Annotated in this window: 21 protein-coding genes; 14 read left to right on the top strand and 7 right to left on the bottom strand. The window is 64.7% G+C overall.

Annotated elements, in window-relative coordinates; genetic code table 11:
- The first annotated feature begins 9 nt into the window (after positions 1-9).
- Together AC1DYQ_RS05800 and AC1DYQ_RS05795 are read left to right on the top strand one after the other, a co-directional pair.
- On the top strand, positions 10-2571 hold the full coding sequence (locus tag AC1DYQ_RS05800; RefSeq protein ID WP_477685990.1) for an ABC transporter permease: 2562 nt from the start codon (positions 10-12) through the stop codon (positions 2569-2571).
- Positions 2572-3296: 725 nt separating this feature from the next.
- A complete protein-coding gene (locus AC1DYQ_RS05795) occupies positions 3297-3728 on the top strand; it encodes a group II truncated hemoglobin (RefSeq protein ID WP_477666112.1) in 432 nt (143 codons plus the stop codon).
- 99 nt (positions 3729-3827) lie between these two features.
- Here the strand turns inward: AC1DYQ_RS05795 and AC1DYQ_RS05790 are convergent, their stop codons facing one another.
- Both AC1DYQ_RS05790 and AC1DYQ_RS05785 read right to left on the bottom strand, forming a co-directional pair.
- Positions 3828-4166, bottom strand: a complete 339-nt coding sequence (locus tag AC1DYQ_RS05790; protein ID WP_477648447.1) for a hypothetical protein — start codon at positions 4164-4166, stop codon at positions 3828-3830.
- A gap of 203 nt (positions 4167-4369) precedes the next feature.
- Positions 4370-5269, bottom strand: a complete 900-nt coding sequence (locus AC1DYQ_RS05785) for a LysR family transcriptional regulator (RefSeq protein WP_477685989.1) — start codon at positions 5267-5269, stop codon at positions 4370-4372.
- A gap of 101 nt (positions 5270-5370) precedes the next feature.
- Here AC1DYQ_RS05785 and AC1DYQ_RS05780 point away from each other — a divergent pair, with 101 nt between their 5' ends.
- The 4 genes from AC1DYQ_RS05780 (at position 5371) to AC1DYQ_RS05765 (ending at position 8730) form a co-directional block, all read left to right on the top strand.
- Positions 5371-6246 carry an SDR family oxidoreductase gene (locus AC1DYQ_RS05780; RefSeq protein WP_477685988.1) on the top strand — a complete coding sequence of 292 codons (876 nt, stop codon included), beginning with the start codon at positions 5371-5373 and terminating at the stop codon, positions 6244-6246.
- 41 nt (positions 6247-6287) lie between these two features.
- Positions 6288-6761, top strand: a complete 474-nt coding sequence (locus tag AC1DYQ_RS05775; RefSeq protein ID WP_477685987.1) for an AtaL-like protein — start codon at positions 6288-6290, stop codon at positions 6759-6761.
- A gap of 10 nt (positions 6762-6771) precedes the next feature.
- Entirely contained in the window at positions 6772-7440 is a 669-nt protein-coding gene (locus AC1DYQ_RS05770; RefSeq protein WP_477685986.1) for an NAD(P)-dependent oxidoreductase, read from the top strand.
- 195 nt (positions 7441-7635) lie between these two features.
- Complete coding sequence (locus tag AC1DYQ_RS05765; RefSeq protein ID WP_477685985.1) at positions 7636-8730, top strand: patatin-like phospholipase family protein; 1095 nt, start codon at positions 7636-7638, stop codon at positions 8728-8730.
- Between the two features lie 386 nt (positions 8731-9116).
- On the opposite strand, the gene AC1DYQ_RS05760 is transcribed toward AC1DYQ_RS05765, so the two are convergent.
- Positions 9117-9770, bottom strand: coding sequence for a Smr/MutS family protein (locus AC1DYQ_RS05760; protein WP_477685984.1), 654 nt, complete (start codon positions 9768-9770; stop codon positions 9117-9119).
- A gap of 9 nt (positions 9771-9779) precedes the next feature.
- A complete protein-coding gene (radC, locus tag AC1DYQ_RS05755) occupies positions 9780-10454 on the bottom strand; it encodes a RadC family protein (RefSeq protein WP_477685983.1) in 675 nt (224 codons plus the stop codon).
- Between the two features lie 324 nt (positions 10455-10778).
- Here radC and AC1DYQ_RS05750 point away from each other — a divergent pair, with 324 nt between their 5' ends.
- The 6 genes from AC1DYQ_RS05750 (at position 10779) to AC1DYQ_RS05725 (ending at position 17683) form a co-directional block, all read left to right on the top strand.
- Positions 10779-12401, top strand: a complete 1623-nt coding sequence (locus AC1DYQ_RS05750) for an ABC transporter substrate-binding protein (protein ID WP_477686276.1) — start codon at positions 10779-10781, stop codon at positions 12399-12401.
- Positions 12402-12520: 119 nt separating this feature from the next.
- Entirely contained in the window at positions 12521-13474 is a 954-nt protein-coding gene (locus AC1DYQ_RS05745) for an ABC transporter permease (protein WP_457279581.1), read from the top strand.
- Between the two features lie 2 nt (positions 13475-13476).
- The gene (locus AC1DYQ_RS05740; RefSeq protein WP_477685982.1) at positions 13477-14397 is read left to right on the top strand and encodes an ABC transporter permease; all 921 of its coding nucleotides are present in this window, start codon (positions 13477-13479) and stop codon (positions 14395-14397) included.
- Between the two features lie 4 nt (positions 14398-14401).
- Entirely contained in the window at positions 14402-15439 is a 1038-nt protein-coding gene (locus AC1DYQ_RS05735) for an ABC transporter ATP-binding protein (protein WP_477685981.1), read from the top strand.
- Between the two features lie 58 nt (positions 15440-15497).
- The gene (locus tag AC1DYQ_RS05730; protein ID WP_477686275.1) at positions 15498-16487 is read left to right on the top strand and encodes an ABC transporter ATP-binding protein; all 990 of its coding nucleotides are present in this window, start codon (positions 15498-15500) and stop codon (positions 16485-16487) included.
- 17 nt (positions 16488-16504) lie between these two features.
- A complete protein-coding gene (locus AC1DYQ_RS05725) occupies positions 16505-17683 on the top strand; it encodes an amidase (protein WP_477685980.1) in 1179 nt (392 codons plus the stop codon).
- Between the two features lie 99 nt (positions 17684-17782).
- Here the strand turns inward: AC1DYQ_RS05725 and AC1DYQ_RS05720 are convergent, their stop codons facing one another.
- The 3 genes from AC1DYQ_RS05720 to AC1DYQ_RS05710 are packed head-to-tail and all read right to left on the bottom strand — an operon-like array spanning position 17783 to position 20124.
- Positions 17783-18268 (bottom strand): metallophosphoesterase family protein, encoded by a 486-nt coding sequence (locus AC1DYQ_RS05720; protein WP_477685979.1) that lies wholly within the window; start codon positions 18266-18268, stop codon positions 17783-17785.
- A 57-nt stretch (positions 18269-18325) separates the two neighbouring features.
- Positions 18326-18823, bottom strand: coding sequence for an ureidoglycolate lyase (locus AC1DYQ_RS05715; protein ID WP_477685978.1), 498 nt, complete (start codon positions 18821-18823; stop codon positions 18326-18328).
- The gene (locus AC1DYQ_RS05710; RefSeq protein ID WP_477685977.1) at positions 18820-20124 is read right to left on the bottom strand and encodes a Zn-dependent hydrolase; all 1305 of its coding nucleotides are present in this window, start codon (positions 20122-20124) and stop codon (positions 18820-18822) included. Before AC1DYQ_RS05710 ends, AC1DYQ_RS05715 begins: the two co-directional genes overlap by 4 nt.
- 246 nt (positions 20125-20370) lie before the next feature.
- Between AC1DYQ_RS05710 and AC1DYQ_RS05705 the strand changes: the two genes are divergently transcribed.
- On the top strand, positions 20371-20859 hold the full coding sequence (locus AC1DYQ_RS05705) for an FKBP-type peptidyl-prolyl cis-trans isomerase (protein WP_477685976.1): 489 nt from the start codon (positions 20371-20373) through the stop codon (positions 20857-20859).
- A complete protein-coding gene (gene ispH / locus AC1DYQ_RS05700; protein WP_477685975.1) occupies positions 20856-21854 on the top strand; it encodes a 4-hydroxy-3-methylbut-2-enyl diphosphate reductase in 999 nt (332 codons plus the stop codon). Before AC1DYQ_RS05705 ends, ispH begins: the two co-directional genes overlap by 4 nt.
- Positions 21855-21874 lie beyond the last annotated feature (20 nt).

The following is a 21874-nucleotide window of genomic DNA, read 5'->3' as shown; positions in this document are numbered from 1 at the left end:
GGTCTGCGCATGAACACCCTTTTCCTCAAGCTCGGCTGGAAAACCCTGTTGCGTGACCTGCGCGCCGGCGAGCTGCGCCTCCTGATCGTCGCGGTGACCCTGGCGGTTGCCGCGCTCACCGCGGTCGGTTTTTTTGCCGATCGCCTCAAGGGCGGCCTGCAACGCGATGCCCGTCAGCTGCTGGGCGGCGACGCCGTGATCCGCAGCGACGGCATCACGCCCGAAGCCTTCATTGCCAAGGCGCAGGCGCTGGGGCTGAAGGCGATTTCCACCGTCACCTTTCCCACCATGGGCCGCGCAACCGACGCTGACGGCGGCGCCAGCAAGCTGGTGGCTTTCAAGGGGGTGCCGGAAGGCTATCCGCTGCGCGGCAGCATGAAAATCGCCGACAGCCTGGACGGCCCCGGCGAGGACACGCGGGAGGTGCCGGCCCCCGGCACGGCCTGGGCCGACGCCTCGCTGCTCGACGCACTGGGCCTCAAGCTCGGTCAGGCCCTGTTGATGGGCGACGCCAGCTTCAAGGTCACCCGCGTCATCGTGCAGGAGCCCGACCGCGGCGCCGGGTTCATCAGCTTTTCTCCCCGCGTGATGATCAATCAGGCCGACGTGGCCGCCACCAACCTGATCCAGCCCGCCAGCCGCACCAACTACCGCTTTGCTGTGGCCGGCGACGACAAGGCCGTCAAGGCCTATGTGAAATGGGCCGCAGACGAGATCAAGAAACCCGGTGCAGAGTCCGGCATCCGCGGCGTGCGGCTGGAGTCGCTCGAATCGGGCAGCCCCGAGATGCGGCAGACGCTGGACCGCGCCGAGAAATTCCTCAACCTGGTGGCCTTGCTGGCGGCCCTGCTGAGCGCGGTGGCGGTGGCCATCGTCGCGCGCGGTTTCGCCACCAAGCACCTGGACGACTGCGCCATGCTGCGCGTGCTGGGCCAGCCCCAGCGTACCATTGCGCTGGCCTACACCTTTGAGTTTGTCGTGGCCGGCATGCTGGCCAGCGCGCTTGGCGTGGCGCTGGGTTTCGCCGTGCATTACGCCTTTGTGCTGCTGCTGGCCGGGCTGGTTGAAACCGCGTTGCCGGCGGCCACCTGGTGGCCCGTCGTGTTCGGCATGGGCATGGGCCTGACGCTGCTGCTGGCCTTTGGCCTGCCGCCCGTGTTGCAGCTGGCACAGGTGCCGCCGCTGCGCGTCATTCGCCGCGACGTCGGCAACCTCAAACCCGCGTCAATGGCGGTGTTGGGCGTGGGTGTGGCCGGCTTTGCGGCCCTGCTGGTCGCCGCCAGCAGTGATTTGAAACTGGGCCTGATCGCGGTCGGCGGTTTTGCCGGCGCGGTGCTGGTGTTTGCCGTGGCCAGTTTTGCCGCTGTCAAGCTGCTGCGCGCCAGCGTCAACGAAGTCACGGCCCCGCGCTGGCTGGTACTGGCCACGCGGCAGCTGTCTGCCAGGCCCATGTATGCCGTGGTGCAGACCAGCGCCCTTGCGGTCGGCTTGCTGGCCCTGATGCTGCTCGTGCTGCTGCGCACCGACCTCATCAGCAGCTGGCGCAAGGCGACGCCGCCCGATGCGCCCAACCGTTTTGTCATCAACGTGCAGCCGGAGCAGGGCGAGGCTTTCCAGAAAGCACTGCGCGACGGCGGTGTGAAGAAGTTCGACTGGTACCCCATGATCCGCGGCCGCCTGGTGGCGGTCAACGGCAAGGCCGTCACGCCCGACGACTTTGAAGACGACCGCGCCAAGCGCCTGGTGGACCGCGAGTTCAATCTTTCCAACAGTGCCGACATGCCCGGTCACAACCAGGTCACCGGCGGGCGCTGGACGGGCGGCGAAAAAGACGCCGTGAGCGTGGAAGACGGCCTGGCCAAAACGCTGGGTCTCAAGCTCGGCGACTCATTGCGCTTTGACATCGGCGGCCAGCTCAGTGAAGCGAAGATCACCAGCCTGCGCAAGGTCGACTGGGGTTCCATGCGCGTCAATTTCTTTGTGATGTACCCGGTGGCGCAATTGCCTGCCGATGTCCCGGTGTCCTTCATCAGCGCGTTCCGTGCCCCCGAAGCCCCCGCTGTGGCGCCAGGCCAGCCGCAGCCCCAGAGTTTTGACAACACGCTGGTCAGGGCGTTTCCCAACATTACCAATGTCGACATGAGCAGCACGCTGGCGCAGGTGCAGCGCGTGCTCGACCAGGTGATACGCGCGGTGGAATTTTTGTTCGGCTTTACCCTGGCCGCAGGTTTGGTCGTGCTCTTCGCCGCCATCACCGCCACGCGCGAAGAGCGCGCCCGCGAGTTCGCCATCATGCGGGCTGTGGGTGCGCGTGCTTCGCTGCTGCGGCAGGTGCAGCGGGCTGAACTGGCTGGGGTTGGTTTGCTTGCCGGGTTTTTGGCGTCTGTTGTTGCGCTTGCGGTGGGCTGGGGCTTGGCGAGGTTTGTGTTTGACTTCAACTGGACCGGGTCGTGGACGGTGCCTTTGGTGGGCAGCCTGGCGGGGGCTTTGCTGGCGCTGGCGGCGGGGTGGTGGGGGTTGAGGTCGGTTTTGAATACGCCAGTGGTGGAGACGCTGCGGAAGGCTCAGTAACGGCTCTTCCAATTCCCCTCTTTGCTGAGGCTGGGTTGGTTTTTATGGGCGTGGTCTTTGCCGAGGGGTGCTGGCCGGGGGTAGCCCGGCGGCTACTCACTTTTCTTTTGCTTCGCCAAAAGAAAAGTAAGCAAAAGAAAAGGCGACCCTGCTGTCTGCGACCCTACGCTTCGCTCCGGGCAACCTGCGGTGCTCGGTCCAGGCGGGGTCTCGCTCGAACTCGCTTCGCTCAGACAAWCGCGATCCCTGATCCGCCTGGACCTGCGCTCCTCGGCGCATACAGAAGGGGTGGGGAGAAGAAATACCCAACAGCCGAAGACAGAACCCGGAATACCAGAAGAAACCAGGACTCGCCGTGGCGAGTCCTGGTTGGTATTGGATTTGGTTTTTTGTATTTGTCCCCGCTCCCGATTGGCCCTTGTGGATGCGCCGAGGAGCGGAGGTCCAGACGGATCAGGGCAAAAACTTGTTTGAGCGAAGCGAGTTGTTTTTGACCCCGGCTGGACCGAGCACCACAGGTTGCCCCGGAGCGAAGCGCAGGGGACGCAGGAACCAGGGTCGCCTTTTCTTTGGTGACTTTCTTTTGGCGAAGCAAAAGAAAGTTACTTGCATGCCGGGCAACCCCCGGCCAGCCGCCCTCAGCAATGACCACGCCCATCGAATCACCAACAACCCAAAAAGCCCTTCTCAATCAAGCCCCAACCCCAACATTCGATAATCCAAAGATGCAGATAGAAGAAAAGCCCCCAGGAAACCCTCCCTTCGAAACCCCCTACGCCTGGATAGGTGGCGAGGAGCGCGTCAAGGCATTGGTGGAGCGCTTCTACGACCTGATGGACCTGGAGCCCGGTTACACAGCCCTGCGCGCCGCGCACGGCAGCACCCTGGACAACGCCCGCCAGCGCCTCTTCTGGTTTTTATGCGGCTGGCTGGGCGGGCCGCAGTACTACACCGACCGCTTCGGCCATCCGCGCCTGCGCATGCGCCACATGCCGCAGCAAACCGGCGGGGGCTCGATCGGCATTGCCGAGCGCGACCAGTGGCTGGCGTGCATGGACCAGGCCATGCGTGAAACCGGTGTCGATGAAGCGCTGCGTACACGGCTCAATGCGTCGTTCTTCCAGACGGCGGACTGGATGCGCAACAGGGGCGAGTGATGATGCAGCGCCCCGTTGCAATGCCGGGTCACCGAATGCTATGAAAAATATAGCTGCTCGCGCCCGGCTGAAAAGGGCTGTGGCCGGTATTGATACTCGCTAGAGGGCGTATCGGCGCCGGCCGTGAGGCAGCACGTTGTGAAGCCACATGCGCTCACGAATGTGCGCCCGTAGCGAGTTGGCCGACAAATCATCCGGATGATCCTCACCGCGATTGCGCGGGGCTTCAGCTGCCTTGGCGGGTTCGGGTTGCCTGTCTTTCTGGATGAAGTTGGTTTCCCTGAGTACATGGCCGCGCACAAAATCTCCCTGCCCGTCAATTTCGTCATACCAGTACACCGACGTCACGTGGGTTTCACTGGCTTCCACCTTGATGTCCCTCTGGACGATCCGATTGCCATCTTCAATGCCAAGTTTTTTCCTGTGCAGCGCGTTCATCCAGATAACTCCTCTTTGTTTTTAGTAGGGCGACTCTAACGGCATGTGACGCATTGCGCGGATGCCCCTGGCAACTAAAGAAGAGGTCGGCGCCATATTCCACGCGCCAGTGGTCTGAGGCCAACGGAAATGAGCATTCGTTCACATCCATGGCGGCTCGCTCCGGATCGCCAGGCTCGAGAATCGGGCGTTTGTGCAGACCCTCATCTCCCGATGTAGTCCGCCAACTCCTCCGGTGATCCGTTGGGAAAGGCTTCCTTCAGGCAGTCCAGGAAAGCGGATACGCGGGCGCTCAGCAGGCGGCGTGATGGATAGAGCGCCCAGAGGGCAATCTCAGGCCCCTTCACGTCACCCCAATGGACCAGGGTTCCGGCTGCGAGATCGTGGGAGATCAGCGAAAGGGGAATACGCGCCGCCCCGACATTTGCCCGGACTGCATCACGGACCATGAACAGCGATGACAGGCGCAGGACGGGGTCCACGGCAAACCGTTGGTCACCGCCTGGCCCTGTCATTTCCCAAGGCTCATTCGGGTTTCCTGCCCCGCCTGCCCGCATCACGACTGGAACAGGCGCCTTGCCTGTGGGTGGGCTGAGTTGGGGGCTTGCCACCACCACCAGGCGATCCCTCAGGAAGATCCGCCCCACCAGGTTTTCGTCCGGGTCGGGGTTGACGCGGATCACCAGGTCGTAGCCCTCTTCCACCATATCGACCGGGCGATCTTCAGGGATGACCTCGAGCCGGACCTCGCGATGCTTCAGCGCGAACCGGGCGGCGAGCTTGCCCATGGCGGCTTGCGAGAAGAGCAGGGGCGCACTCACCCTCAATGTGCCTCGCGGCGTCTCACCGCCAGAGGTAATCGTGGCAACCGTCTCGTCGAGTTCGGCCAGCAAAACGGAGGTCTTTTCGTACAGCGAGCGTCCCTCCTCGGTGAGCTTGAGGGCCCGCGCTCCCCGCTCGAAGAGACGCAGGTTGAGGCCGCTCTCCAGGTCGGCCACCCTGCGTGACAGGGTCGCCTTGGGGCGCCCTGATTCGCGGGCAGCCCGCCCAAACCCGCCATGCCGGGCCACGAGGTTGAAGTCTGCAAGGGCAAGCAAGTCCATATGTTCCACCAGTGAGACGAAGTGTCTAAATATAACGGCTATCGGATACTGGGTGGATCAATCAAGATTGAGGCTCCTTCAACACACAACGGAGTAATTTCATGACCATCCTCATTACTGGCGCAACTGGCAACGTCGGCCGCCAGGTTATCCAGCAGCTCGTCCAGCGTGGCGCCAAAGTGCGCGCACTGGTCCGCGATCCGGCAAAGGCGAACTTCCCGGCCGGCGTCGAAGTCATTCCAGGCGACCTGCTCGACGTCGCCGCCTTGCGGCGCGCCTTCGAAGGCGTGTCCACGCTGTTCCTGCTCAACGCCGTGGTCCCCGACGAGTTCACCCAGGCCCTGATCACGCTCAATCTGGCGCGTGAAGCCGGCGTCGAGCGCGTCGTCTATCTCTCCGTGATCCACAGCGACCGCTACCTGAACGTTCCCCACTTCGCGGGCAAATTCGGTGTCGAGCGGATGCTCGAAGAGATGGGCTTTGCCGCCACCATCCTGCGCCCCGCCTACTTCATGAACAACGACCTCACCGTCAAGGACGTGGTCACCGGTTACGGCGTCTATCCGATGCCGATTGGCAGCAAGGGCCTGGCCATGATCGACGCGCGCGACATCGGCGAGATCGCGGCCATCGAGCTGCTGCGCCGCGAGCAGGCTTCGAAGCCGCTTCCGCTGGAGCGCATCAACCTCGTCGGCCCCGACACGCTGACAGGCGAGGACGTTGCCGCCATCTGGTCAACTGTGCTGGACCGCCCCATCACCTATGGCGGCGACGACACCGCCGGCTTTGAGAAGAACCTGCTGAATTTCATGCCGCCCTGGATGGCGTACGACATGCGCCTCATGAGCGAGCGTTTCCTCACGGTGGGGATGGTTCCCGAATCGGGTGATGTCAAGCGGCTGACGACGCTGCTCGGGCGCCCGCTGCGGTCCTACCGCGAGTTCGCTACCGAAATCTCCGCATCCGCATCGGCATAAGAGCCAGCGGTATAGCAAGCCACACGAAAAGGAATACCACCATGATTTATTCAACCGCTACAGTGCCCGTCAATCCGCAAGGCGAAGTGAAGCTCACACGCGCCCAGGCATGGGCCGGCCTGGTTCTCAAGGCGCGTGACGCGCGCCGCTTCCTGCCGCCAGCGCTTTGCACGCGCTGCGAAGTCGTCGAGGAAAGCGCGACGCACATCGTCCGCGAAGCCACCATCGCCGGCGCCGACCTGCGCGAGATCATCGCGTTCGAGCCCGAAAGCAAGGTGACCTTCTTCCAGGCCACCGGCCCGCGCGAAGGCGCGATCGTCAACGAGTTGTTCGAAGACGAAGCCGGAGAGCTCCAGCTGCGCTTCTACGGTTATCTCGGCCTTCGCGGCAAGACGCCGGGCGGCCCCGAAGAGCAGGCCGAGCAAGCCTGGATGGACGGCGAGCAAGGCTACAAAACCGCGCTCGTCTCGACACTCAAGCGCACCCGTGAACTGCTCGCGCAGGGCGAACTTTAAAGGCCAGACCATGAACACACTGAACACTGCCGGCATCTCGCCGGCTCGCCCGAAGATTCTGGTTCTTGGCGCTACCGGCGGCACGGGCCGGCTGATCGTCAGGGAAGCGCTTGCACGGGGATTCGACGTTCGCGCGCTCGTGCGCTCCCCGCAGAAGGCGAGCGGCCTCAAGGGCGCTGAGATCATCATCGGAGATGCCCTTGACGAAAGTGCGCTGCGTGATGCCCTGCGAGGCCGCGACGCCGTCGTGAGTGCCCTGGGCACACCGGTCAGCCCGCTGCGCGAGGTGACCGTTCTCTCCTCGGCGACGCGGGCACTCGTGAGCGCCATGAAAGCGGAGCAGGTCTCGCGCCTTGTCTGCATCACGGGCATGGGCGCAGGCGACAGCGCCGGCCATGGCGGGTTCCTGTTCGACCGGCTGATCCATCCCGTTCTGTTGCGCAAGGTCTACGCCGACAAGAACCGGCAGGAGGCTGCCGTCCGCGCCAGCGGGCTGGACTGGGTTCTGGTGCGCCCTTCCGTGCTGAACGACAAGCCAGCGCGGCACGAGATGCGCACCCTGACAGACCTGTCCGGTTTTCACGGAGGAACCATTGCGAGGCAGGACGTTGCGGACTTTGTCCTGGACCAGGTGCAGGCGGATACCTGGCTGCACCGGTCGCCTCTGATATCTTGGTGACTCCGGCTCTGGGATAACGACTGCAAACGCTGGCGACAGCGGCCGCCCCGGACTCACCATAGGCATCGGGGTGGCAGGCATAGGAGAATCGGGCCTGCTATCCCTCCACGCCACAAAAAACATGCAACACGGCTTCCCCCTGGTGATCAATGCGCATCGCCCGCTTCCCCTATATGCGCGCTGCAAGGCCGCGGCATGAAGCCGGTCTACCTGGCCCTTTCGGGCGGCGGCACGCGCGCCATGGTGTTTCACTGCGGCGTGCTGAGCTTCCTGGCGGAACACCAGGCGCTGGAGCGGGTCAGCAAGGTATCTACTGTTTCGGGCGGCAGCCTGCTGGTGGGCCTCTTGCTGCAGCTCAATGGGATGCGCTGGCCCGGCAGCAATGAATGCCTGGAGGTGCTGCTGCCGCGCGTGAAAACACTGCTGACCACCACAGACCTGCAGAACGCCGCCATGCGCGCCATGCTGCACCCGCGCAACTGGCGCTTCGCGCTGTCCCGCGCCAACGTGCTGGCATCGGCCATCGGCAGCACATGGGGCATCAACGCATTGATGGAAGATATTCCTGCTTCGCCGACCTGGCTGGTCAATGCCACCACGGCCGAAACCGGCAAACGCGCCAGCATCGAAGGCGACGCGCTGCGCGACTGGATGCTGGGTTCCACGCGCCTGAAGCAACTGCCGCTGCGTGATGCGATGGCCGTGTCGGCGGCTTTTCCGGGCTTGATCGGCCCTTATGTACTGCCGACCGACAGCTTTGAATGGAACCTGCCGATGTTTGCCTCCGGCGAAGACGCCCGGCCGGCCGAAGACCGCTTTGCCCGCATCCACCTCTACGACGGCGGTGTGTACGACAACCTCGGGCTGGAGCCCTTTTTTGACGCCGGCTTTGGCCCCAAGCCGAAAATCGACGGCGTGATCATCGCGTCTGACGCGGGCGCGCCCTTGCCGGTGGGTTTTGCGATGGGTCCTCTCAGCATCTTTCGTCTCAAGCACGTGGCCGACATCATGTCCGACCAGGTCCGCGCGCTGCGCGCCAGGGGGCTCATGGCCTACGCTGCGCGCCAGCCCGGCCGCGCAGCCTACCTGCGCATAGGCGCCACCGCCCGGGAGGTCGCCGAACGCGCCGGCGCCGACTGCCCGGCCGGCGAATGGCTGGACGCGAACAGCGTCAGGGCGGCCGCTGCCTACCCGACCTCATTGAAGAAGGTGCCGCTGCCGATGTATGAGCTTGTGTTCAGGCACGGCTATGAATGCGCCGCTGCCGGGCGGGCGGGGTTCGGGCTTTAAATCGGAGGGCGGCGGGCTGGGAGCTGGTTGCAGTGTGGGTTGCTATCAAAAATATAGCTGCTCGCGCAGATTCTGATTGGGCTACAGGCACTTTCTGTTCGTAAAAAGAGCCTTTTTACGGCGTCAAACCAGGTTTTTGGTGCCCGCCGGACAAAAAGCAGCCCCTCGAGGCCTTTTTGGGTGGATTTCAGACATCAAATACGCCTCCCACCCAATCACATCATGCGCGAGCAGCTATTGAATTGATAGCAATGTGAGGAGTCAGCCAACCTTGCCCAAGTTCCAGCGGGCGCCGCGGGACCGGCTTTGCCGGACCGCAGGGCGCCGTCCCCTGCAAGGGGAAAAGACACTACACGTAGTGAGTGTCGATAGGGGTGTACCTATATCTAGCCTTCAAGCAACACCACCAGCGCCCCCGCCCCGCCCTCGGCCGGCCTGGCCTGCACAAAGGCCAGCACTTCCTGCTTCTGGATCAGCCAGCTTTGCACCTTGCCTTTGAGCACCGGCGTCTTGCCCGGCGATCCCAGGCCTTTGCCATGCACCACGCGCACGCAGCGCCAGCCGACCTTGTGCGCATCCCGGATGAAGTGAGCCAGCGCTTCACGCGCATCCTCGCGGCGCAGTCCATGCAGGTCAAGCTGGCCCTGGATGCTCCAGCCGCCGCGGCGCAGCTTGCGCACCACGTCAGGCCCCATGCCGGGCCGCCTGAAGCTCAGTGCTTCATCCGTGTCCAGCAACGTTTCCACATCGAACTCGTCCGAGATGGCTTCACGCATCACCGCGAGTTCATCGCGCTGCTGTTGTACAGCGATGGGTGCGGCTTGCGCCACCGGCAATGCCGCCTTGTGGCCCGGCAGGTGTTTGGCCGGCAGGGCCTTGACGGGGCCGACCGCGCGCGAAAAGAGTTCTTTCTCGGCTTTGGCTTTGGCGGCTGCTGCCACACGCGCGGCTTCCTGTTCTTTCTCAAGCTTCGCGCGGGCTTCAATGTCCCGCTTGACGGCCTTGAGGTCCTGCAGGCTTTTGAGTGCGGGCGCTTTCATGGTTGCACCTTACAGCAAGCCCAGCTCGGCCATCGACACCGCCTGGGAGCTCGTCACCACAAAATGGTCCAGCACGCGCACATCGACCAGCGCGAGGGCTGACTTGAGCGTTTGCGTCAGCGCCTCGTCGGCGCGTGAAGGTCTGGCGGTGCCGCTGGGGTGGTTGTGGGCCAGCACCACGCTGGCGGCGTTGAGCGCCAGGGCGCGCACTACCACCTCGCGCGGGTAGACGGACGTTTGCGTCAGCGTGCCGCGAAACAGCTCTTCAAGAACGATCAGCCGGTGCTGGCTGTCGAGAAACAGCACCGCAAAAATCTCGTGCGGCCGGCTGCCGAGCTGCAGCTGCAAATAGTCGCGTACCGCCTGCGGCGTGTCAAAGAGCGTTTTTTCACGTAGCTTTTCGGCAAGCGCCCGCCGGGCAAGCTCCAGCACCGCCACCAGTTCGGCGCGCTTGGCCGGGCCCAGGCCCTTGATGCTTTTGAGGGCTTCGTGGCCGGTGTGCAGCAGCCCGGCAACGCCGCCAAAGGTGTCGACCAGCTCCTGCCCCATCTGCAGCGCATTCTTGCCGGGCAGGCCGGTGCGCAGCAGCAGGGCCAGCAGTTCGGCATCACTGAGCGCGCCGGGGCCGCGGGCCAGCAGTTTTTCGCGGGGGCGGGCGTCCTCGGGGAGGTCTTTGAGAAGCATGGAAGAAAAAGCCGGTGAAAGGGGTGAGGGGAAAGAACCACCAAAAGCAGCGCCAGAGCAGGACGGGTTCCCTTGCTGTGGACGGGAACAGTTTACAAACAGTTGCCATCCCCCCACGAATGCCATGCCACGCGAGACGGTTCGCGAGATTTTGAAGCGATGCACCAAGGCAGTGATGCATGCACTGTGACAGAGCTCACCTTGCAAGCATCGGCGCTCAAACCATTGGCATATTCCTTGCGGGCATATCCATATTTACAGGAGTGCTCCATGAAAGTTATCGGGTCCCGTCTGTCTCTGGTCTGGCTGCGCGCGCCGGTGTCCATGGCCCTGCTTGCCGCCGCCTCGCTGGCTGCCACCGGCCTGCACGCACAGGAAAAAGTACTGCGCATCGCCATGACGGCGGCCGACATTCCGCGCACCCTGGGCCAGCCCGACCAGGGCTTTGAAGGCAACCGTTTTACCGGCATCCCGATTTACGACTCGCTGACCCAATGGGATCTCTCGAAGGCCGACGCGCCGAGCGTGCTGATTCCCGCGCTTGCAACCTCCTGGGCCGTTGATGCCAAGGACAAGACCAAGTGGGTCTTCAAGCTGCGCCCCGGCGTCAAGTTCCACGACGGTTCAGCCTTTAATGCCGATGCCGTGATCTGGAACGTGCAGAAGGTGCTCGACAAGGACGCCTCGCAGTTCGACCCCAGCCAGGTCGGTGTGACCGCCTCGCGCATGCCGACCCTGCGCACCGCCCGCAAGATCGACGACATGACGGTCGAGCTGACCACGAGCGAGGCCGACTCCTTCCTGCCGATCAACCTCACGAATCTGTTCATGGCCTCGCCGGCGCATTGGTCCGCCAAGCTCGCGGCCGTGCCGGCCAGCGTCACCGTACCCGCTGACCGGGCCAAGGCGGCCTGGACGGCTTTCGCCGCCGATCCGGCCGGCTCCGGCCCCTTCAAGGTCACGCGCTTCGTGGCGCGTGAGCGCCTTGAGCTGGCTGCCAACAAGGCCTACTGGGACGCCAAACGCGTGCCCAGGATCGACAAGGTCGTGATGCTGCCCATGCCCGAAGCCAATGCGCGCACCGCGGCGCTGCTGGGCGGGCAGGTCGACTGGATCGAGGCTCCCGCACCTGATGCGATGGCGCAGATCACGCAGCGCGGCTTCAAGATCTATTCCAACGCCCAGCCGCACGTGTGGCCGTGGCAGCTGTCATTCGCCGAAGGCTCGCCCTGGCTCGACAAGCGCGTGCGCCAGGCGGCCAACCTTTGCGTGGATCGCGGGGGCATCAAGCAACTGCTGGGCGGCATGATGGCCGAACCCAAGGGCACGGTGGCGCCCGGACACCCATGGTGGGGCAACCCCAAGTTCGACATCAAGTACGACGTGAAGGCTGCCCAGGCGCTGATGACGCAGGCGGGTTTTTCGGCCGCCAAGCCGCTCAAGGTCAAGGTGCAGATTTCCGCCTCAGGCTCGGGCCAGATGCAGCCGCTGCCGATGAACGAGTTTGCGCAGCAGTCGCTCAAGCAATGCTTTTTTGACGTGCAGTTCGACGTGATCGAGTGGAACACGCTGTTCACCAACTGGCGCAAGGGCGCGAAAGACCCGTCGGCCAATGGCGCCAATGCGGTCAACATCAGTTTCGCGGCGATGGACCCGTTCTTTGCCATGGTGCGTTTCGTGAGCACCAAGGCCTTCCCGCCGGTGTCCAACAACTGGGGCTACTACGGCAACGCCGATATCGACAAGCTGGTGGCCGATGCGCGTACCAGCTTCGACGAGAAGTCGCGCGACGCCGCGCTGGCCAAGCTGCACGCCCACATCGTGGACGACGCCCCCTTTGTCTGGATTGCGCACGACGTCGGTCCGCGTGCGCTGTCGGCCAGGATCAAGAACGTGGTGCAGCCCAAGAGCTGGTTCATCGACATTGCCACCATGACGATGGACTGATCACGGTGGAAAAGCCCTTTCTCCGCTGAGGAAGGGCTTCTTTTATCGCTCTCGCTTCCTCGTTTTTTCGCTTTCCCGTTCTCTCGTTCCTTATTCGAGCCAGCTTTCAACGCCAGCCCATGCTTGCCTACTTCCTGCGTCGTGTTATCTACGCCTTGCCGATCATGGTCGGCGTGGCACTCGTGTGTTTTCTTCTGGTGCATCTCGCGCCCGGCGATCCGCTGGTGTCCATCCTGCCGCCGGACGCGTCGGCCGACCTGCAGGCGCAACTGCGCGAGCTCTACGGCTTTAACCGCTCGCTGCCCGAGCAGTTCGCGATGTGGGTATGGCGCGCCATGCACGGCGACCTGGGCGTGTCGATCGCGAGCAACCGGGCGGTTGCCGGCGAGGTCATGACCGCGGTCGGCAATACGCTGCGCCTGGCGGTGGTGGCCACTTTCATTGGTTTTGTGCTGGGCTGCCTGTTTGGTTTTGTGGCCGGCTACTTCCGCAACTCCTGGGTCGACCGGCTGGCCTCGATGCTGTCGGTGCTGGGCGTGAGTGTGCCGCACTACTGGCTGGGCATGGTGATGGTGATCGTCTTCAGTTCACAGCTGATGCTGTTGCCGGCCACAGGCGCCGGCCCGGGTGGCTCGAGCGACTGGGCCTGGGACTGGGAGCACATCCAGTTCCTGGTCCTGCCGGCGATCACGATGTCGGTGATCCCGATGGGCATCATCGCGCGCACGGTGCGTGCGCTGGTGGCCGACATTCTTGACCAGGAATTCATCGTCGGCCTGCGCGCCAAGGGCCTCACGCACTTCGGCGTGTTCCGCCACATGGTGAAAAACGCCGCCCCCACGGCGCTGGCCGTGATGGGCCTGCAACTGGGTTACCTGCTGGGCGGCTCCATCCTGATCGAGACCGTGTTTTCCTGGCCGGGCACCGGCTTTCTTCTGAACTCCGCCATCTTCCAGCGCGACCTGCCGCTCCTGCAAGGGACGATTCTGGTGCTGGCGCTGTTCTTCGTGGTGCTGAACCTGCTGGTCGATGTGCTGCAAACGTTGCTGGACCCCCGCATCGCCAGGGCATGACCATGAGCACCGTGACCGCCACTTCCAGCGCATCCAGCGCCTCCACTGCTGCCGTCGATGTGAAGCCGCTGCCCATGCAGCGTTCTCGCGGCTACTGGACCTCGGCCATGCTGCGCTTCACGCGCGACCCGGTCGCAATGGCCGCTGCTTTTGTGGTGCTGCTGCTGATCGGCCTGGCGGTGTTCGGCCCATGGCTCGCGCCGGCAGATCCCTACGCCTCGTCAATGCTCAAGCGGCTCAAGCCGATCGGCACCGAAGGCCTGCCGCTGGGCAGTGACGAACTCGGCCGCGACATGCTGTCGCGCCTGATCGTGGGCGCACGGCTCTCGCTTTTCATCGGCATCACGCCCGTGGTCTGTGCCTTTGCCGTCGGCTCGACGATCGGCATCCTGGCCGGCTACGCAGGCGGATTCATCAACACCGCCATCATGCGCACCATCGATGTGTTTTATGCCTTTCCGTCAGTGTTGCTGGCCATTGCACTGTCCGGCGTGCTGGGCGCGGGCATCGTCAACTCCCTGATTTCGCTGACCATCGTGTTTATTCCGCAGATTGCGCGGGTGGCCGAAAGCGTGACCACGCAGGTGCGTAACCGCGACTATGTGGAGGCGGCCAGGGCCTCGGGTGCCGGCCCTTTCACCATCGTGCGGGTGCATGTTCTGGGTAATGTGCTGGGGCCGATTTTTGTTTACGCCACCAGCCTGATCGCGGTCTCCATGATCCTCGCCTCGGGCCTGTCTTTCCTTGGGCTCGGCGTGAAACCGCCTGAGCCGGAGTGGGGCCTGATGCTCAACACGCTGCGCACCGCGATCTACGTGCAGCCCTGGGTCGCGGCACTGCCCGGGGCGATGATCTTCATCACCTCCATCTCATTCAACATCCTGTCCGACGGCTTGCGCTCCGCCATGGACAACAAGGGCTGAAACCATGGACGCAATGAACGACGTCGGAGGCCCCGCGCAACCCTTGCTCACGATTTCCGGGCTGGTCAAGCACTTCCCGCTCAAGAAGGATCCGCTGGGCCGTGGCGGCGGTGTGGTGCGCGCCGTCGACGGTATTGATTTCGAAGTGTTCAAAGGTGAGACGCTGGGGGTTGTCGGCGAGTCAGGCTGCGGCAAGTCGACCACGGCGCGGTTGTTGATGCAGCTGATCGCGCCTACCGCCGGCGAGGTCGTCTTCGACGGGCGCACCGTCGGCGGCCGCGACCTGCCGCTCAAGGAGTTCCGGCGCCAGGTGCAGATGGTCTTCCAGGACAGCTACGCTTCGCTTAACCCGCGGCTCACGATCGAAGACTCGATTGCCTTCGGCCCGCAGGTGCACAACGTGCCCAGGCGCGAGGCGGTTGCGCGGGCGCGCGACCTGCTGGCGCGCGTGGGCCTGGAGCCGCAACGTTTTGCCGAGCGCTACCCGCACGAGTTGTCGGGCGGGCAGCGCCAGCGCGTCAATATTGCGCGTGCGCTGGCGCTGCAGCCGCGCATGGTGATTCTTGATGAAGCGGTGTCGGCGCTCGACAAGTCGGTCGAGGCGCAGGTCATCAACCTGTTGCTCGACCTGAAGGCCGAGTTCGGCCTGACCTATGTCTTTATCAGCCACGATCTCAATGTGGTGCGCTACGTGAGCGACCGCGTGATGGTGATGTACCTCGGCCAGGTTGCAGAAATCGGCCCGGCCGATGCACTGTACGACGCGCCGGCCCATCCCTACACACGCGCGCTGCTGTCGTCGATGCCCTCAATGGACCCGGACCACCGCACCGAAGAAGCGGCGCTGGCCGGTGACCCGCCGAATCCGATCAACCCGCCCTCGGGCTGCCGCTTTCACCCGCGCTGTGCGCTGGCCGCGCCGGTGTGCAGCCAGGTGGTGCCGGTGCGCATCGCCACCGGCGCACAGCACGCCGCGAGTTGCCTGATTCATGAACCCGGCAGTGGACATCCGGATGCTGCACCGCTGGCCAGGGCGGCGTGACCCCATGACTGCGAACGCCTCTTCTTCCTCTTCCCCTTTTCCTTCCTCTTGCGAGCCGATGGTCCGCCTGAAGGACCTCAGCGTGACATTCAGCGGCGGGCGCAAGCCCGTGCAGGCCGTGAGCGGCGTGAGCCTGGAGGTGCAGCGCGGCGAGGTGGTCGCGCTGATCGGCGAATCCGGTTCTGGCAAGAGCGTGACCATGCGCACCCTGCTGCGCCTGCACCCCGAGCGCCGCACCCGCATGGGCGGCCAGGTGCAGGTGGCCGGGCGTGATGTGCTCGCCATGTCAACCGGCGAGCTCGACGACTTCCGCGGCAAGGTCGTCTCGATGATCTTCCAGGAGCCGCTGCTGGCGCTGGACCCGGTCTATTCGGTGGGGGCCCAGATCATGGAGTCGATACGCCGGCATGAGCGTGTGGGCAAGGCCGAAGCGCACCAGCGCGCGCTGGCGCTGTTCGAGCGCGTGCGCATTCCCAGCCCCGAGCGGCGCCTTGCGGCCTATCCGCACGAGATGTCGGGCGGCATGCGCCAGCGCGCGATGATCGCGCTGGCGCTGGCCTGCAAGCCACAACTCCTGCTGGCCGACGAGCCGACCACCGCGCTCGACGCGACCGTGCAGATCCAGATTTTGCTGCTGCTGCGCGAATTGCAGCGTGACCTGGGCCTGTCGGTGATCTTCGTGACGCACGATATCGGCGCGGCCGTCGAGGTGGCCGACCGCATCGCCGTGATGTACGCGGGCCGCATTGTCGAAGAAGGCACGGCGCGCGAGCTGATCCGCTCACCGCGCCATCCCTACACGATCGCGCTGCTCAAGAGCCGTGTGCACGGCGCGCTGGCACGCGGCACCCGGCTGGAAACCATAGGCGGCGCGCCGCCCGATTTGTCGGCGCTGCCGCCCGGCTGTGCCTTTGCCGAGCGCTGCGCATTGGCCACTGAGGCCTGCCGCGCCGCGCAGCCGCCGGTGGTCGAGCTGGCGCCTAACCACCGTGCGCGCTGCATCCACACCGACGTCGCCGCGGCGATTGCGCCCACCCTGGTTGCCTGATCACGGCCCTTCACCCTATGCCCCTGCACGACCCCGCCCACGCCTTCGTTCCCTACCCCGACACGCCGGTGCCGCGTGCTGCCACCGGCCCGCTGTCGGATCTCAGCTTCGGCGTGAAGGACCTGTTCGATGTGGCGGGCTATCCCACAGGCGGCGGCAGCCCTTTCGTGCTGGCGATGTCCGGCATCAAGACGCATACCGCGCCCACCGTGCAGCGGCTGCTCGATGCAGGCGCGCGGTTTTCCGGCAAGACGGTCACGGATGAGCTGGCCTTTTCGATGAACGGCAATAACGCGCACTTCGGCGCCCCCCTCAACGGCGCCGCCAAAGACCGCATCACCGGCGGCAGTTCATCAGGCTCGGCCTCGGCGGTGTCTTCGGGCCTGTGCGATTTCGCGCTGGGCACGGACACCGGCGGCTCCGTGCGGGCGCCGGCCAATCACTGCGGGTTGTATGGGCTGCGCCCAACGCATGGCCGCATCAGCCTGGAGGGCGCGCTGGACCTGGCGCCCAGCCTGGACACCTGCGGCTGGTTCGCGCGCGATATTCACACCTTCGCACGGGTGGCCGACGTGTTGCTTGGCCCCGATGCCGCCGCGCTGCCAGGTCGCGTGCGGCTGTTGCATCCTGAAGACGTGTGGTCGCTGGCCGTGCCGGCGGCAGCCGCTGCGTTGCAGGGCGCTGCCGAACGGGTGCAGGGCGTGCTCGGCACTGCGCAGGGCACCACCGTGGCGCTGGAGTCTTTCGATGCGATGTACTGGAACTTCCGGTACGTACAGGCGCACGAGGCCTGGCTGACCGATGGGCCGCTGATTGAGCGCTACGCGCCGCCGCTGGGCCCGGGCGTGGCCGAGCGCTTTGCCTGGTCGCGTGATGTGACGGATGCGCAGGTCGGTGCGGGCCGTGCTTTTCGCGCGGCCTTTCGCAGTCACCTGGCCGCGCTGCTTGGCAGCGACGGCGTATTGCTGATGCCGACCATGCCCGACATTGCGCCGTTGCGCAGTGAAGGCGAGGCCGGGCTGGAGGACTACCGCAACCGCGCCATCCGGCTGCTGTGCATCGCCGGCTTGAGTGGTTTCCCGCAGCTGTCGATGCCTCTGGCCCAGCGTGAAGGCGCGCCGCTGGGCCTGTCGCTGCTGGGGCCGGCGGGCTCTGACCGCGCGCTGGTGGCACTGGCGCAGCGTATTGCGGCTTGATGCTGCAGAATCGGGTTTCGATTTTCTCAAGAGAAATCGGCCTCCAGGGCAGATAGGACGGGCGCAAGCAGCTATTGATTTAATAGCTAAAGGGCGCCTTCAGCCTGTCTCGACGGCCTGAATCTCTGCCTGAATCTTTTCTATGCGCGGGTTGATGGCAGGGCCGTCGATCTGGAGTTCGGCAAGGGTGATCGGGAGTTTGAAGCGGCGCGGACCGGCGCTGCCGGGATTCACGAACAACACGCCTTCGCGCTCCTCGATCAGGGGCTGGTGCGAATGGCCCGACACGACCACCTGCACACCCGCTGCGGCCGGGTCGGTGTCCAGCTCGGCAAGATCGTGGATCACATGGATCGTGACTTCGCCGATGTTCAGCCATGTCGAGACGGGCAGGGCGTCGGCCCAGGCGCCCCGGTCATTGTTGCCGCGCACCGCCGTCACCGGCGCCAGCGTTGCCAGCGCTTCGAGGACGCCCGGCTCGCAGATGTCCCCGGCATGGATGATGTGATCGCATCCGCGCAGGAACGCGAGGGCTTCCGGCCTCAGGAGGCCATGGGTGTCGGAGATCAATCCAATGCGAACCACAGGCCGGGTTCCTTCATGCAGTTGCTTAGTTCATGCAGCTTATGCAGTTCAAGCGGTTCATGCAAGCGCTGCAACCATCACGGGTTGCAGCAGCCGGCAGGTGCCGCAGTCGACGGCTGCCGCGGCGCGCTCAAGCACCACAAAATCGCCTGCGTCTACCGCCAGCAAGGCGTGGTGCCAGGTGCCGGGCGCAAGCGCCACGCCCTGGCAGCCGTCGGTGATGAAGGCGGCCAGCGTATCGGCAGAAGGCGCCGCGCCGGCCGGCGCCACCACGATGACAAAGCGGCGCTCGCCCAGCGGCACAAAAGTCTGGCTGCCCAGCGCATGGCGCTCCATTTCATCGACGGCATGGGGAAAGCGCCGCGCCTGTGCGCGAAATATCGCCAGCATCGGCCGCCCTCCGTCTGCATCAAGCTGCAGGTCGCTGATCAGGTCGAAGCGCTCGGATGTCCCGCCGTTGATGGCATGGCCTTCGGCGCCCGCCGGCACCTGCACCACGCTGCCGTAGGTCGCAAATGCGTCTGGCGTCAGCGGCTGCGGTACCAGTACCTTCATGCTGCGTCCACACCCGCCTGGTCGAGCATCGCGTGCAGCAGCACGTTCGCGCCGGCTGCCAGGTGTTCCGGCTTGGCATCTTCGATCTCGTTGTGCGAGATGCCGTCCTTGCAGGGGACAAAAATCATGGCGGCCGGCGCGGTGCGGGCGACGTACACGGCGTCGTGGCCGGCGCCGCTCACGATGTCCAGGTGCGCCAGGCCCATGCGCTTCGCGCCTTCGCGCACCGCGGCCACCAGCGGCTCGGCGAAGCGTGCCGGCGGGTAGTACACGGTCTGCTCAATCCCGACCGTGAGGCCGCCTGACTGGCTGAGCGCGGCGCAGGCAAGGCGCAGGCGCCCATCCATGCGGCTCAGGCCTTCGTCGTTGCCGTGGCGGAAATCCACAGTGAAGGTCACGCGGCCCGGGATCACGTTGCGCGAATTGGGGTGAACCTGCACATAGCCCACGGTGCCGCGGCCGTCGGGCTGTTCGTCCAACGCGATGCTGCGCACGGCCTGCATGAGGCCGGTGGCACCCTGCAGGGCATCGCGCCGCAATGTCATCGGCGTCGGGCCGGCATGCGCTTCCTGGCCGGTAACCACCACGTCATACCAGCGCTGGCCAAGCGCACCGGTGACCACACCCAGAGGAATGTCGGCATCTTCGAGCACCGGCCCCTGTTCGATGTGGGCCTCAAAATAGGCGCCGAAGCGCGGTGCACCGTCGTTCACCGCAGCGGGCGCCGTGCCGTCAAACCCGATGGCATGGAGTGCCTCGCCGACGCGGATACCGTCGCGGTCGGCGGCCTCAAGCGCTGACTGCAGGGTGAAAGCGCCGGCGTAGACGCCCGAGCCCATCATCACCGGCACGAAACGCGAGCCTTCCTCGTTGGTCCAGACGCAGACCTCCAGCGGCGCGACGGTGCGTATGCCCGCGTCGTTGAGCGTGCGCAGCACTTCCAGCCCGGCCAGTACGCCGTAGTTCCCGTCGAACTTGCCGCCGGTAGGCTGGGTGTCGATGTGGCTGCCGGTGGCAACGGCAGGAAGCGAAGGGTCCTGCCCCTCGCGGCGCGCGAACAGGTTGCCGATGGCATCCACACGCAGCGTGCAGCCTGCTTCGGTTGCCCAGCGCACGAAGAGCGCGCGCCCCTGGCGGTCAAGCTCGGTCAGGGCCAGCCTGCATACACCGCCTTTTTCTGTCGCCCCCACGGCAGCGAGATCCATGAGTGAGGCCCAGAGGCGCTGCGGGTCAATCCGCAGGTCGTGATCCGGGCCGGCCGGCGGGGCTGGCGTGTGTGGGGATGTGATGGCAGTGTCCATGGAAGTGAGTCAGCAGAAAGCATGCCAGTCATCCACGATGCGGCGCTGACGAAAAACCCACCACAAGCGGCGGACTGGCTGCTTGCCGTGAAATTTGGGAACAAACCTCCAAAAACTCCGAAAAGCCTCTCGAAAACCTCCGAAAAAACCGATGATCGGCCTGGTCACTCCCGGCTTTCTACAATAGGGGGGCTGATCCTCCCTTTACAAACCGTTGCCGGCTGTCTGCCTGGCCCCGAAAGCCCTATGCCCACCGTGGAAACCCCCGACGCAACCCTTGTCCAGCAAGGCTCGTTCCTGACCCTGCACTACCGCATGGCCGGGCCCTCCGTGGACGGCAAACCGGGCGCGGACATCATCAACACCTTTGACGGCAAGCCCGCCACCCTGAGCCTGGGTACGGGCGAGCTCTCTCCGGCCATTGAGCAGCGGCTGATTGGCCTGCCCGAAGGCACGCGCACAACGTTTGAGTTGCCCGCAGGCGTTGCGTTTGGCGACCGCAACCCGGAGCTGGTGCAGTGGGTGGCGCGCAAGCTGCTCAATGAGTTGGGCGACCCGGATGAGCATTACAAAGTGGGCGATGTGGTGCAGTTCCCCACGCCGGATGGCGCGGGGCAATACGCGGGCGCGGTTCAGCAGGTCAAAGAGGGCGGCGACGCGGTGCAGTTTGATTTCAACCACCCGCTGGCCGGCCAGCCGGTGGTGTTTGAAGTGCAAGTAATAGGCGTTCTATGACTGAATCCAGACTACTTCCCCAGGAAATCCTGCTCGCTGAGCCGCGCGGTTTTTGCGCAGGTGTGGACCGTGCCATCGAAATCGTCGAGCGGGCATTAACGAAATTTGGCGCGCCGATTTACGTGCGCCATGAGATCGTGCACAACACCTACGTCGTCAACGACCTCAAGGAAAAAGGCGCGATCTTTATTGAAGAGCTCGACGACGTGCCCCCGGGCGCTACGCTGGTGTTCAGCGCGCACGGCGTGAGCCAGGCCATCCAGAAAGAGGCCGAGCGCCGCGGCTTCCAGATTTTTGACGCCACCTGCCCGCTGGTGACCAAGGTGCATGTGGAAGTGGCCAAGCTGCACAAAGAGGGCTACGAGTTCATCATGATCGGCCACAAGGGCCACCCCGAGGTCGAAGGCACCATGGGCCAGCTCGACAGCGGCATCCACCTGGTGGAAGACGTGGCGGACGTGTGGCGCATCAGCCCTGCCCAGACCGAACGCCTGGCAGTCGTCACGCAGACCACGCTGAGCGTGGACGACGCGGCCGAGATCAGTGCGGCGGTAAAGGCGCGCTTTCCGCAAGTGCGCGAACCCAAACATCAGGACATCTGCTACGCCACGCAAAACCGGCAGGACGCCGTCAAGGTGCTGAGCCCGCAGGTGGACATCCTCATCGTGGTCGGCAGCCCGACCAGCTCCAACAGCAACCGCCTGCGCGAGCTGGCCGCCAAGCTGGGCACCGAGGCCTATATGGTGGACGACGCCAGCGAGCTGAAGGAATCGTGGTTTGAGGGCAAGGGCCGGGTCGGCCTGACGGCCGGTGCTTCGGCGCCGGAAATCCTCGTGAAGCAGGTGATAGACCGCATCAAGGCGCTGGGCGCCGTGTCGGTGCGCAAGATGGAAGGCATTGAGGAGACCATCAAGTTCCCGCTGCCCAAGGGCCTGAAGCTCGATGCGCAGGGCCAGATGCTGGAAGTCAATGACAGCCAGCTGCATCAGCTCTGACCTGATTTCTTCTTTTTTCC

The organism is Polaromonas sp. P1_F4, from assembly GCF_056405675.1.
The sequence above is the reverse complement of the archived record's forward strand: the minus strand, read 5'-3'. Positions and strand labels throughout refer to the sequence as shown.

What these genes read in the sequence shown, in the direction of transcription:
- AC1DYQ_RS05800 (WP_477685990.1), top strand. Translation starts at nt 10, where the DNA reads ATGAACACCCTTTTCCTCAAGCTCGGCTGGAAAACCCTGTTGCGTGAC.
- AC1DYQ_RS05795 (WP_477666112.1), top strand. Translation starts at nt 3,297, where the DNA reads ATGCAGATAGAAGAAAAGCCCCCAGGAAACCCTCCCTTCGAAACCCCC.
- AC1DYQ_RS05790 (WP_477648447.1), bottom strand. Translation starts at nt 4,166, where the DNA reads ATGAACGCGCTGCACAGGAAAAAACTTGGCATTGAAGATGGCAATCGG.
- AC1DYQ_RS05785 (WP_477685989.1), bottom strand. Translation starts at nt 5,269, where the DNA reads ATGGACTTGCTTGCCCTTGCAGACTTCAACCTCGTGGCCCGGCATGGC.
- AC1DYQ_RS05780 (WP_477685988.1), top strand. Translation starts at nt 5,371, where the DNA reads ATGACCATCCTCATTACTGGCGCAACTGGCAACGTCGGCCGCCAGGTT.
- AC1DYQ_RS05775 (WP_477685987.1), top strand. Translation starts at nt 6,288, where the DNA reads ATGATTTATTCAACCGCTACAGTGCCCGTCAATCCGCAAGGCGAAGTG.
- AC1DYQ_RS05770 (WP_477685986.1), top strand. Translation starts at nt 6,772, where the DNA reads ATGAACACACTGAACACTGCCGGCATCTCGCCGGCTCGCCCGAAGATT.
- AC1DYQ_RS05765 (WP_477685985.1), top strand. Translation starts at nt 7,636, where the DNA reads ATGAAGCCGGTCTACCTGGCCCTTTCGGGCGGCGGCACGCGCGCCATG.
- AC1DYQ_RS05760 (WP_477685984.1), bottom strand. Translation starts at nt 9,770, where the DNA reads ATGAAAGCGCCCGCACTCAAAAGCCTGCAGGACCTCAAGGCCGTCAAG.
- radC (WP_477685983.1), bottom strand. Translation starts at nt 10,454, where the DNA reads ATGCTTCTCAAAGACCTCCCCGAGGACGCCCGCCCCCGCGAAAAACTG.
- AC1DYQ_RS05750 (WP_477686276.1), top strand. Translation starts at nt 10,779, where the DNA reads ATGGCCCTGCTTGCCGCCGCCTCGCTGGCTGCCACCGGCCTGCACGCA.
- AC1DYQ_RS05745 (WP_457279581.1), top strand. Translation starts at nt 12,521, where the DNA reads ATGCTTGCCTACTTCCTGCGTCGTGTTATCTACGCCTTGCCGATCATG.
- AC1DYQ_RS05740 (WP_477685982.1), top strand. Translation starts at nt 13,477, where the DNA reads ATGAGCACCGTGACCGCCACTTCCAGCGCATCCAGCGCCTCCACTGCT.
- AC1DYQ_RS05735 (WP_477685981.1), top strand. Translation starts at nt 14,402, where the DNA reads ATGGACGCAATGAACGACGTCGGAGGCCCCGCGCAACCCTTGCTCACG.
- AC1DYQ_RS05730 (WP_477686275.1), top strand. Translation starts at nt 15,498, where the DNA reads ATGGTCCGCCTGAAGGACCTCAGCGTGACATTCAGCGGCGGGCGCAAG.
- AC1DYQ_RS05725 (WP_477685980.1), top strand. Translation starts at nt 16,505, where the DNA reads ATGCCCCTGCACGACCCCGCCCACGCCTTCGTTCCCTACCCCGACACG.
- AC1DYQ_RS05715 (WP_477685978.1), bottom strand. Translation starts at nt 18,823, where the DNA reads ATGAAGGTACTGGTACCGCAGCCGCTGACGCCAGACGCATTTGCGACC.
- AC1DYQ_RS05710 (WP_477685977.1), bottom strand. Translation starts at nt 20,124, where the DNA reads ATGGACACTGCCATCACATCCCCACACACGCCAGCCCCGCCGGCCGGC.
- AC1DYQ_RS05705 (WP_477685976.1), top strand. Translation starts at nt 20,371, where the DNA reads ATGCCCACCGTGGAAACCCCCGACGCAACCCTTGTCCAGCAAGGCTCG.
- ispH (WP_477685975.1), top strand. Translation starts at nt 20,856, where the DNA reads ATGACTGAATCCAGACTACTTCCCCAGGAAATCCTGCTCGCTGAGCCG.